Source organism: Paraburkholderia sp. Ac-20347 (genome assembly GCF_017104805.1).
GTDB lineage: Bacteria > Pseudomonadota > Gammaproteobacteria > Burkholderiales > Burkholderiaceae > Paraburkholderia > Paraburkholderia tropica.
The window spans coordinates 1-11,944 of sequence record NZ_JAAGPN010000246.1 but is presented as its reverse complement, the minus strand read 5'-3'; the positions used below and the strand labels follow the sequence as shown (position 1 = coordinate 11,944).

The window sequence follows — 11,944 nt, the reverse complement described above, 5'->3', positions numbered from 1 at the left end:
TGACGGCCGCGACCGCCTGCGAGCCCTGCAGATGGCTCGCCTGCAATTGCGACACCAGCACCGTGCGCTCGCTGTCGATCACGTTCAGATAGCTGACCTCGCCTTCCTCGTACTGCGTGCGCGAAAGATGCGCCGAGCGCTCCGACGCGTTCACCGCTTCGTCCTGCTGGCGAATCTGGTCGTCAAGCAGACGCAGATCGGAGAGATTGTCCTCGACCTCGCGGAACGCCACGAGCACCTGCTGGCGATACTGCGCCACGTCCTCGTCGTACTTGCCGCGCGCCTGGGCGAGATTGGCCTTGCGGCGGCCGCCGTCGAACAACGGCACCGTGAGCGCCGTGCCCGCGAGCGGCCCGAGCAGGAACGCGCGGCTCGACCACATGAACAGATCGCCGAGCGAAGCGGACTCGTAGCCGAACGCGCCCGTGATATCGAGCTTCGGAAAGAACGCCGACTTCGCGAGCCCGACGCGCGCGTTCGCAGCGGCCATCGCGCGCTCGGCGGCGGCGATGTCCGGACGGCGTTCGAGCAGCGTCGACGGCAAGCCCGGCGGCACGCTCACGTTCACGCTTTGCAGCGGCGTTTCGGGGAACGTGAAATCGGCGGGCGCCTTGCCGAGCAGAATCGCGAGACTGTGCTCGGACGCCGCGCGCTGACGCGCCACGCCGACCGCATCCGCACGCGCGCTCGCGAGTTCGTTGCGCGCCTGCGCCACATCGAGCTCGCTGATATCGCCTTCCTTGAAGCGGCGTTCGACGAGCTTGAGCGCGTCGGCGCGCAGCGTCACGGTGCGACGATACAGATCGACGTCCGAATCGAACTGGCGCAGCTGGAAGTAGTTCTGCGCGACGTCGGCCTGCAACGCGAGCTGAACCGAGAGGAACAGCGCCTCGCTTTGCTGCGCGTCCGCGCGCGCCGCGTTCACGTTCGAGCTGACGCGGCCGAACAGATCGGCTTCGTAGCTCGCCGTGGCCTGCGCGCGCCAGAGCGTTTGCGTCGCGACCGGCGTGTTCTGCGGCAGATACTGCGAAGCGGGCGAAGCGCGCTCGTAAGTCGGACCGAAGCCCGCGTCGAACGACGGGAACCACGAAGCGCGCGCCGCCTGCGTCAGCGCACGCGCCTGCTGCACGCGCGCGGCCGCCGCCTTCAGGTCCTGATTCGCGGCCAGCGCCTGATCTTCGAGCTGGTCGAGCGTCGGGTCGCCGAACACTTTCCACCATTCGCCGCGATGCATGGCGTCGGCGGGCTGGGCCGCCGTCCACGAACCCACGTCGTGCGGATTCGCAGATTGCGCGGCCTGTGTCTGTTGCGGCGCTTCCTTGTAGGCGTTCGGCACGCCCGAATCGGGCACCTTGTAGGTCGGTTCGACCGAGCACGCCGCGAGCCACGCGAACAGCGCCACGCCCAGCGCGAGCCGCGTGCGGCGCCACAACGCGCCCGCATGCGCCGGACGTTCCTGCGAGAAAGAATAGTTAGTCATCTTGATCATCCTTCTTTACGCGTCCACCGTATGCTTCGGCGCGTGCGCATTGTCCTTCTGCGCGACGTGAATCTTTCCGCCCGCAAGCGTGCGCAGCACCACGTAGAACACCGGCGTGAGCAACAGACCGAACGCGGTCACGCCCAGCATGCCGAAGAACACCGCGATCCCCATCGCATGACGCATTTCCGAACCCGCGCCGCTGGAGAGCACGAGCGGCACCACACCCATGATGAACGCGATCGACGTCATCAGAATCGGGCGCAGACGCAGACGGCTCGCTTCGATCGCCGCCGACAGCGGCGTGTGTCCGTCATGCTCCAGTTCGCGGGCGAATTCCACGATCAGAATCGCGTTCTTCGACGCCAGCCCCACCAGCACCATCAAGCCGATCTGCGTGAAGATGTTGTTGTCGCCCTGCGTGAGCCACACGCCGGTCAGCGCGCAGAGCACGCTCATCGGCACGATCAGGATCACCGCGAGCGGCAGCGTCAAACTCTCGTAGAGCGCGGCCAGCACGAGGAACACGAGCAGCACGCTGATCGGGAACACCCAGATGCCCGCGTTGCCGGCCAGCACCTGCTGATACGTGAGGTCGGTCCATTCGAACTTCACGCCGCGCGGCAGCACTTCGGCCGCGATGCGTTCGGCTGCCGCCTGCGCCTGCCCCGACGAATAACCGGGCGCCGGTCCGCCGTTGATGTCGGCGGCGGTGTAGCCGTTGTAACGCACCACCATTTCCGGACCATACGTCGGCGACACCGTGACGAGCGACGAGAGCGGCACCATGTCGCCCGCGGCGTTGCGCGTCTTCAGTTGCAGGATGTCGTCGGCCTTCTGGCGGAACGGCGCGTCGGCTTGCACACGCACCTGATACACGCGTCCGAAGCGGTTGAAGTCGTTCACATACAGCGAGCCAAGATAGATCTGCATCGTGTCGAACACGTCCGTCACCGGCACGCCGAGCTGCTTCGCCTTCGTGCGGTCCAGATCGACGTTCAGTTGCGGCACGTTGATCTGATAGTTCGTGAACGTCGGGCCGAGTTCGGGCGTCTGCGCCGCGCGCTTCACGAAGTCCTGCGTCGCGCGATTGAGCGCTTCGTAACCGAGCGCGCCGTGATCTTCCAGCTGCATCTTGAAGCCGCCGAGCGTACCGAGACCGAGCACCGGCGGCGGCGGGAACACGGCGATAAACGAGTCCTTGATGCTCGCGTACTGCTGGTTCAGCGCGCCCGCGATCGCACCCGCGGCCAGCGCCTTGCCCTTGCGTTCCTTGAACGGCTTGAGCGTGACGAACACGATGCCCGCGCTCGAACTATTCGTGAAGCCGTTCACCGAAAGACCCGGGAACGCCACCGCGCTTTCCACGCCAGGCTGCTTGAGCGCAATCGCGCTCATCTCGCGGATCACACTTTCCGTGCGGTCGAGCGACGCGCCGTTCGGCAGTTGCGCGAATGCGATCAGATACTCCTTGTCCTGCGCGGGCACGAAGCCGCCCGGCACGACGCGGCTCATCAGCACGGTCGCGCCGAGCAGCAGCACATAGACCACGAGCATCGCGCCCTTGCGTCGCAGCACGCCGTTCACGCCACGCCCATAGCTTTCCGAACCGCGATGGAACACCTTGTTGAAGCGCTTGAAGAAACCGCCGAGCACGCGGTTCATGCCGCGCGTGAGCCAGTCTTCCTTCGCATCGTGGCCACGCAGCAGCAGCGCCGACAACGCGGGCGACAGCGTGAGCGAATTGAACGCCGAGATCACCGTCGAAATCGCGATGGTCATCGCGAACTGCTTGTAGAACTGGCCCGTGAGACCGCTCATGAACGCGAGCGGCACGAACACCGCAACCAGCGTGAGCGCGATGGCGATAATCGGCCTGCTCACTTCCTGCATGGCCTTATAGGTGGCGTCGCGCGCGGATAATCCACTTGCGATGTTGCGCTCGACGTTCTCCACCACCACGATCGCGTCGTCCACCACGATGCCGATCGCGAGCACCATCCCGAACAGCGACAGCGCGTTGATCGAGAAACCGAAAGCCAGCAGGAGCGAGAACGTCCCCACGATCGACACCGGCACGGCGATCAGCGGAATGATCGACGCGCGCCACGTTTGCAGGAACACGATCACCACGATCACGACCAGCGCGATCGCTTCGAGCAGCGTGTGAATCACCGCTTCGATACTCGAACGCACGAACTGCGTCGGGTCATACACGATCTTGTAGTCCACGCCCGCGGGCATGTCCTGCTTGAGATCCTTCATCGCCGCGCGCACCTGCTCGGAAATCGCGAGCGAATTCGCACCCGGCGCCTGGTTGATCGCGAGCGCGACGGCGGGCTTGTTGTCGAGCAGCGAACGCAGGCCGTATTCCGACGCCGCGAGTTCGATACGCGCGATGTCACGCAGATACGTCACGCCACCGTCGGGATTGGTCTTGACGATGATGTCGCCGAATTCGCTTTCCGTGCGCAGACGGCCGCGCGCGTTCACGTTCAGCTGCAACGGCGTGCCAGGCACGCTCGGCGACGCGCCGATCACACCGGCCGCCACCTGCACGTTCTGCTCGCGGATCGCGTTGACCACGTCCTGCGCGGTGAGATTGCGCTGCGCCACTTTCTGCGGATCGAGCCAGACACGCATGGCGTAATCGCCCGCGCCCCACAGCTGCACTTCGCCCACGCCCTGAATGTTCGAGAGGCGGTCCTTGACGTTGAGCAGCGCGTAGTTGCGCAGGTACGTCATGTCGTACTGATTGTTCGGCGAGATCAGGTGCACCACCATCGTGAGCGTCGGCGAACTCTTGATGGTCGTGATGCCCAGACGCTGCACGTCTTCGGGCAGACGCGGCAGCGCCTGATTCACGCGGTTCTGTACGAGCTGCGTGGCCTTGTCGGGATCCGTGCCGAGACGGAACGTGACCGTGAGCGTGAGATTGCCGTCGCTATTCGCTTGCGACTGCATGTACAGCATGTTCTCGACGCCGTTGATCTGCTCTTCGAGCGGCGCGGCCACGGCTTCGGCGATCACTTTCGGATTCGCGCCCGGATACTGCGCGTGCACGACGACCGAAGGCGGCACGACCTCGGGATATTCAGAGATCGGCAACTGGAACAGTGCGATCACCCCGGCCAGCAGGATCAGCACGGACAGCACGCCCGCGAAGATCGGCCGGTCGATGAAGAATTTCGATATGTTCATGGGTCGCTCTTAATTCATTCGTATCACTAACTAACTGCGAGGCTGACACACACGGCGACGCGCGCCGTGTGTGAGACGCTGCGCGTCAGGAAGTCTTCGCGTCCTTGCTGTCTTTCGCAGCCGGTTGCGTGGCGACGGCAGCCGCGTCGGCGTCGGGGTCGCCGTTCATCGGCACCATATGCGAGCGCACCGCCTCGCCCGGACGCACGCGCTGCGTGCCGTTCACGACCACGTGCTCGCCCGCTTTCAGGCCATCGACGATCACGCGCAGATTGCCCTGCTGCCCGGCGATCTGCACCGTGCGATAGGCGACCTTGCCCGCGCCGTCGACCACGTAGACGTACTTCTTGTCCTGGTCGGTGCCGATGGCCGCTTCGTCCACGAGCAGCGCCGGATGCGGCGCGGAGCCGCTCACCTTGATGCGCGCGTAGAGGCCCGGCACCAGCGCGCCGTCGGCGTTGTCGAAACGCGCACGCACGCGAATCGTGCCCGACGAGGTATCGAGCCGGTTATCGACGGACTCGATCGTGCCCGAGCGCGAGTAACCGGTTTCGTTCGCGAGACCCAGTTCGACCGGCACCTTCGAGCCATCCTTCATGCGGCTGATGTAGTCGAGATAGGTTTGCTCGTCGGCGTCGAATTCCGCGTAGATCGGCGACACGGACACCAGCGTCGTGAGCGGCGCGGCGCTTGCGCCCGCGCTCACCACGTTGCCGACCGTGATCTCCGCGCGCGACACGCGGCCCGCGACCGGCGCGACGATGCGCGTATAGCCGAGGTTGATCTGCGCGGCTTCGAGCGCGGCCTGCGCGGCCTTCAGGTTCGCGCTGGCTTCGCGCGCGGCGTTCTGCTTCTCGTCGTAATCGCGTTTGGCGATCGCGTTGTCGCCGATCAGGCGTTGCGCGCGCTCCCAGTCGCTCTGCGCGTAACCCGTGCGCGCCTGCGCGGCGGCGAGTTGCGCGGCGGCCTGATCGACGGCCGCCTGATACGGACGCGGATCGATCACGAACAGCGTGTCGCCCTTCTTCACGAGCGCGCCGTCACGGAAATTCACCGAGACGATCGTGCCCGACACCTGCGGACGGATATCGACTTTTTCGACCGCCGCCAGGCGGCCGGAGTAAGACTGCCAGTCGGTGATCGTGCGCTGCGCGACGGCGGCGACATCGACTTCCGGCGCGGGCGGCGCTTCGGCGGCCACGGCCGGATGCGCGTCGAAGCGCATCGCGCCGAGCGTGCCGAGCCCCGCGACGACGAGCACGGCCACGACCGCTAGCGCGATACGTGATGGGGATTGCGAGAAGAGTGACATTTGGCGGGCTCCAGATTGGTGCGTGGTTGTTGTTTATGGATTGCGCGGCGAACGCGGCGAGTCGTTTCGTGCATCACGATTGGCGTCGGCCTCGAAGCAGCATTTGAAAAAGCGCACGGCTTCCGCGAGCGCTTCTTCGTGCGCGCCGATCTGCGCGTGCGAAACGCTCGGATAGCGCACCACATGTGTGCGCACGCCGGAGTCGATCAGGCGGCTCGCGTACTTTTCCGCCTCGATATGCAGCACGTCGTTCTGCGCGGTGACGATCAGCGTGGGCGGCAAACCGCCGAGCCGCGACGATTCGAGCGGCGCCGCGTACGGATGCATGCGCTGCGTGGCGTCGGGCAGATAGGCGCGATAGCACTGCGCGCATTCACTCGCGGTGATGTCGGAACCGAGGCGGCGCTCGTCGCCCAGACGCGTGAGGCTCGGATCGAGCATCGGCGCGAACAAGGCCTGCGCGGCGAGCTTCACGTCGCCGCGATCGCGGCCGATAAAGGCAAGCACGTTGGCGATCTGACCGCCCGCGTCGTGACCGGCGGCGATCACGCGCTTGGTGCTGCCGCCGAATGCTCGGGCGCGCGTGAGCACCCACAGCGCCGCGCGATGCGCGTCTTCGGGCGCGGCCGGAAACGGGAATTCGGGCGCGAGCGAATAATCGACCGACACCACCAGCGCTGGTAAGCGTTCTGCGAAAAAGCGGCTTTGCACGTCGGCGTCGTCGAGCGTGCCGCGCACGAATCCGCCGCCGTGGAAATACAGCAGCACGGGCAGATTGTTCGCGCCCTGCGGGCGATACAGACGCAGCACGATGTCCTTTACGTGGCCTTCGATCGTCACTTCGCTGACGTCGATGGCCGTCGTGCGGCCGCGCGCCTTGCCCGCCGCGGGCGAGGCAGGCGCGACGCGCGCCGGCTGCGCGGGCTCGTTGGCCGCGTCGGGCGCGTAAGCTGCATCGGCCGTGGCGTTAGCAGCGTTAGCAGCCTGGGCAGCGGCGGAAATCCACGGCGTCGAACGTTTAAAGGCATCCATGTCGAAACGGCGCAATGCGCGAGAGTAGATTCGAATGGAGCGAATTGTGGGTTCGGCAGACTTCTAAATAAATGCCTATAATCCGGCAACACAATTCGGCGCACCTGAACAATCTGTCTCCTCTTTACGCGCGAGGGTTTATTTCGAACACCGCGCGGCGTGCGTCCGATGACTTTCGGAGAATGGCAATGGACCGCCTTCAGGCCATGCAGGTGTTCACCCGCGTCGTCGACACGAACAGCTTTACGCGCGCAGCCGAAACGCTCGACATGCCGCGTGCCTCGGTCACGACGATCATTCAGAATCTCGAAGCGTTTCTCGGCGTGCGTCTCATGCATCGCACCACGCGCCGTCTTTCGCTCACACCGGACGGCGCCGCGTATTACGAACGCTGCGTGCGCATCCTCGCCGATGTCGAGGAAACCGAACAGACGTTCCAGGATCGCAATCGCAAGCCGCACGGCAAACTGCGCATCGACATGCCCGGCTCCATCGGGCGGCTGATCGTGATTCCGTCGCTGTGCGAATTCCACACGCGCTATCCGGACATCGATCTGCAGCTCGGCCTGAGCGATCGTCCCGTCGATCTCTTGCAGGAAGGCGTGGATTGCGTGGTGCGCGTGGGCGCGTTGCAGGATTCGTCGCTGGTCGCGCGGCGCATCGGGCTGTTCGAAGGCGTGTCGTGCGCGGCGCCCTCGTACCTCGAAAGCCACGGCATGCCGCGCACGCTCGACGATCTGCAGGAGCATCGCGCCGTGAATTATTTTTCGAGCCGCACGGGGCGCGTGATCGACTGGGCCTTCCTCGTCGACAACAAGGAAGTCGAGGTCAAGCTCAAGAGCATGGTCTCGGTGAACGACGCCGATGCGTACGTGACCTGCGGCGTGGAAGGTTTCGGGCTGATTCAGGCGCCGCGCTACATGGTGCTGCCGCTGCTGAAATCGGGCCAGCTCGTCGAAGTGCTGCCCGATTTCAAACCGCTGCCGATGCCGATTTCGGCGGTGTATCCGCATAGCCGCCATCTGTCGCCGAAGGTGCGCGTGTTCGTCGACTGGATCGCCGAAGTGTTCGACCGCTGCCCGTTGCTGAGCGGCCGCGCCTCGCTCGACAAGGCCTGCACGCTGCGCACGCTCGAAGAGCGCGAGTCGGCGCCGAGCCTCGAAACGCCGGTGATTTCGGAGTGGGCGGCGTAATTTTTCGCTGATTTTCGCGCGCGAAATTGCGCGGTATCGTGTGGATTAGCGCCCAGGCGGGCGGGCCTCCAAGGCCCGCCCGTCTTGCTTTTGAGCGCTTGCATGATGAACGCGTGCGACCGATTGTTCCGGAATCTCGACAATTCCTTTCGTTTTCAGGCTGTTTATCGCCGACGCGCGGACACCTACATTTGCACCTGTCGCCGCACCGGTTGTTGTTTTCATCGATTTGCGGCGCCCTTAAAACAGGAGCAGATCATGAAACGCACTCTCGCAACCGCCCTCGGCGCTACCCTCGTTGTTTCGCTTGCCGCCAGCGCATCGGTGTTCGCGCAATCGGTGAACAACGGTCCCAAGACGCGTGAAGAAGTGAAGGCCGAAATCGTCGCCGCGTATCGCGACGGCACGCTGCCCGCGCTGAACAAGACGAGCTATCCGAATCAGAGCCTCGTTGGCCGCACGCAGGCCGAACGTCTCGCGATTCAGGAAGGCCGCGCAAACGACGCACAACGCGTGGCGCGCGTGAGCGAATAACACGCGACGCTTCGACGTGTATAACGAACTTCATCATTAATCAGGATGACTGATCATGAATACGACTACGCCTTCCGAGCTGGACACCTGGAACAACACCACGCCGGTGTGGACGCCGTTCCGTCATTGAAAGCGCAATAAAAAAAGCCCGATGGTTTTTCAACCATCGGGCTTTGCCGTACAAGACTTACCACTGATACCCGGCGCCGAGCGTCACGCCGGTATTGCCCTGACTGCTCGAACTCGCCGACGCCTTCGCGACCCAGCGGTTGTTGCGCGTGACGTAGGACACGCCGAGCGCCATGCCGGTCTGGCCGCCGATGTGAGAACCCGCGGCCGCGACCATCGTCATGCCCGGCTCGGTCGGTTGCGGCAGACCAGCGACCGCCATCGCCGCCGCGGCCGCACCGAATGCATCCCGGCGCGCGTCGTTGATCTGGTTCTGCACGCCCGCGATGCGCTGATCGACGTAACCCTGGCCCTGCGCGGCCATCGCGTTGAGCTGGTTCATGTTGGCCGCGTCGGTGCCTGCCGTGCCGGGCGCGACGTTGGTGATCTGCCGCTCGTTGCCCGCCGAACCGACCGACACCGCGTTGTCGCGATCGGCCACCGAATCCGCGCCGAGCGCCACCGAATTCGCGCCAGTCGCCTGCGTGTTCGCGCCGAGCGCCACGGAGTTCGCGCCGCTCGCGACGGCGTTCGCACCGGCGGCCGTCGCGTGGGTGCCGCTGGCAATCGCGCCTTCCGTGTCGCGATTGCCCTGCGCCGCGACGAACGGATTGACCGCCGCATCCGCCGCCTGCTGGACCGATGCAATCGCGTCGTTCATCTGGCCGAGGTTGACCGCGTCGGTGTCTGCAGTCCCGGCCGCGACGTTGTGCAGACTCACCGGCGTGCTGCCGTCGCCGAGCGTGACAGAATCGTGCGCCGATGAGTCGTACGATACGGCGTTCGCCACGTCGCCCTTGATGTCGCTGATGTCCTGCGCGTTCTGCGAAACGCGACCGTCGAGATCGGTCAGCGCGCCGCCCACGTTGTTGTACGTGTTGCCGCCGATGGCGTAGTTCGGCCCGCTCATCGTGCCGTTCGCGTTCATCTTCGCACCGCCGCCCAGCGCGCTCGCCGTGGCGTTGCCGATGGCGAAGAGCTGCGAGCCGTTCACGGCGTCGACGCTGCTCGCATCGACATTGCCTGCCGCCACGCCCGTCAGCAGACGCACCCCGTTCGTGCCGGTGAAATCGACCGAAATGCCGGGCACGTTCTTGCCGACCGTGATGGCGTGCGTGGTGGCATCCTGCTGCACGAGGCCGATGGTGCCGCTGCTGATCGCATCGGAGATATCCGTTACGCGGCCGTCGAGATTCGTGAGCGCGCCGCCCACGTTGCTGTAGGTCGTGTTGCCGATGCGATACGTCGGCAGCGTGATCGAGCCGTCGGCAGACAGGCTTGCGCCGCCGCCGAGTGCATCGACGAGCGCGCTCGATACGCCGAAGAGTTGCGAGCCGTTGATCGCGTCGAAACTCGATGCGGCGACTGCGCCATTCGCGACGTTGTGCAGCGCGATCGGCGTGCTCGTACCCGCGCCGCCGAGTGTGACCGAATCGTGCGCCGTCGAGTCGTACATCACGGCGTCGGCGGTTTGGCCTTGAAGGTTGCTGATTGCGTCGGCGTTCGCGGTCGTGCGGCCGTCGATGTTCGTGAAGGCTTCGCCCGCGTTGTGGAACGTCGCGCCGCCGACGGTGTAAGTCGGCGTCGTGATCGAGCCGTCGCTGTTCACCGTCGAACCGCCGCCCAGACCGCTGGCCGTGCTGCTCGCGAGCTTGAAAAGCTGCGCGCCGTTCACGGCATCGTTGCTCGCATCGCTCACTGCGCCTGCCGCCACGTTGTGCAGCGCGATCGGCGTGCTCGTACCCGCGCCGCCGAACGTGATCGAATCGTGCGACGACGAGTCGTACCTCACTGAGTCGGCGGTTTGACCTTGTAGTGCGGTGATTGCGCTCGTGTTCGCCGTCACTTGTGTGTTGGTCGCGTAGAGTTGCGAGCCGTTGACCGCATCGAAACTCGTTGCGTCGATTGCGCCATTCGCAACGTTATGCAGCGCGATCGGCGTAGCAGAACCCACACCGCCGAGCGTGACCGAATCATGCGCCGTCGAGTCGTACATCACGGCGTTGTCGGTCAAGTCTTGCAACGTGGTAATGGCGCTGGCGTTCGCCGTCACCTGCGTATTCGTCGTGTTGAGTTGCGAGCCGTTGACCGCATCGGTGCTCGTACCGCTCACCGCGCCGGCCGCCACGTTGACGATCTGCCGCGCCGCGGTCGCAGTGCCGACCGAGACCGCATTGGCCCGGTCGGCGATCGAATTGGCGCCCAGCGCGACGGCATTGTCCGCCGCGACCGACGCGCCCTGGCCGAGCGCTGTACCACCGCCCATCACCGACGAACGCGCGCCCGCGCCGACGAGCGTCGCGCCCGAGTACTGCGAATACGTATTCGCGCCGAGCGCGGTGCTGTTGCTGCCGAAGATGCTGGCGCCGTCACCGATCACGATCGAGCCGTCGCCCGTGATGCTCGACGTGCCGCCGTCGTTCCTGAGCTTCGCGTTGCGGCCGATCACGATGATGCCCGAGCCCTTGTTCGCAATGCCCGCGTTCGCGCCGATCGCGATGTTGCCGTCCGCCGTCGACGTGGAGCCGGTGACGGCGTTGTAGCCCAGCGCGATGCTGTTCGCGCCTTGCGCGGCAGCGACCTGACCAATTGCAATCGCGCCGCTCACAGTGCCTTTCGCACCCTGCCCCATCGCGATCACGTTATCCGCCGAAGCACTCGCGGATGGGCCCATCGCGAGCGCGTTCTTGCCGCTTGCCATGGCGAGATTGCCGATCGCCGTGGACGCGTCGCCGGACGCCGTCGAACCGGCGCCGATCGCCGCCGCATTGACGCCGACGCCGTTCGCCTTCACGCCCAGCGCGACCGATCCCGCGCCGCTCACCGCAGCGCTCGAACCGATCGCCACGGCGTCGTCGGCGGCGGCCGTCACGGTGCTGCCGAGCGCGATCGAGTTGTTGCCCATCGCCCGCGTCGCCGCGCCCACCGCCACCGCGCGCTCGCCCGTGGCTTTCGCGGCGGCATCCTGAAGGGTATCCACCTTGTCGCCGCCCAGCGCGACCGATTGCACGCCGCTGGCCGTCA

The 11,944-nt window shown here is 65.4% G+C and carries 7 protein-coding genes; 2 read left to right on the top strand and 5 right to left on the bottom strand.

The annotated features are described in order from the left end of the window. The 4 genes from G3N97_RS30900 to G3N97_RS30885 all read right to left on the bottom strand — a co-directional run. Positions 1-1,480: efflux transporter outer membrane subunit (locus G3N97_RS30900; RefSeq protein ID WP_205996758.1), on the bottom strand; the 1,480-nt coding region annotated here is incomplete at its 3' end. A gap of 15 nt (positions 1,481-1,495) precedes the next feature. After that, positions 1,496-4,681: an efflux RND transporter permease subunit gene (locus tag G3N97_RS30895; RefSeq protein ID WP_205996757.1), complete on the bottom strand. Its 3,186-nt coding sequence runs from the start codon at positions 4,679-4,681 to the stop codon at positions 1,496-1,498. Between the two features lie 85 nt (positions 4,682-4,766). After that, a complete protein-coding gene (locus tag G3N97_RS30890; protein WP_205996756.1) occupies positions 4,767-5,993 on the bottom strand; it encodes an efflux RND transporter periplasmic adaptor subunit in 1,227 nt (408 codons plus the stop codon). 33 nt (positions 5,994-6,026) lie between these two features. Next, entirely contained in the window at positions 6,027-7,025 is a 999-nt protein-coding gene (locus G3N97_RS30885; protein WP_205996755.1) for an alpha/beta hydrolase, read from the bottom strand. 188 nt (positions 7,026-7,213) lie between these two features. On the opposite strand from G3N97_RS30885, the gene G3N97_RS30880 reads away from it, so the two are divergent. Next, complete coding sequence (locus tag G3N97_RS30880) at positions 7,214-8,218, top strand: LysR family transcriptional regulator (RefSeq protein ID WP_205996754.1); 1,005 nt, start codon at positions 7,214-7,216, stop codon at positions 8,216-8,218. A gap of 258 nt (positions 8,219-8,476) precedes the next feature. Beyond that, complete coding sequence (locus G3N97_RS30875) at positions 8,477-8,752, top strand: DUF4148 domain-containing protein (protein WP_074981280.1); 276 nt, start codon at positions 8,477-8,479, stop codon at positions 8,750-8,752. Positions 8,753-8,939: 187 nt separating this feature from the next. Here the strand turns inward: G3N97_RS30875 and G3N97_RS30870 are convergent. After that, positions 8,940-11,944 (bottom strand): YadA-like family protein (locus tag G3N97_RS30870; RefSeq protein WP_205996753.1); only part of this gene is annotated, 3,005 nt, incomplete at its 5' end.

Excerpts from the sequence above, each read along its gene's own strand:
- G3N97_RS30895 (WP_205996757.1), bottom strand. The coding sequence starts at position 4,681 with ATGAACATATCGAAATTCTTCATCGACCGGCCGATCTTCGCGGGCGTG.
- G3N97_RS30890 (WP_205996756.1), bottom strand. The coding sequence starts at position 5,993 with ATGTCACTCTTCTCGCAATCCCCATCACGTATCGCGCTAGCGGTCGTG.
- G3N97_RS30885 (WP_205996755.1), bottom strand. The coding sequence starts at position 7,025 with ATGGATGCCTTTAAACGTTCGACGCCGTGGATTTCCGCCGCTGCCCAG.
- G3N97_RS30880 (WP_205996754.1), top strand. The coding sequence starts at position 7,214 with ATGGACCGCCTTCAGGCCATGCAGGTGTTCACCCGCGTCGTCGACACG.
- G3N97_RS30875 (WP_074981280.1), top strand. The coding sequence starts at position 8,477 with ATGAAACGCACTCTCGCAACCGCCCTCGGCGCTACCCTCGTTGTTTCG.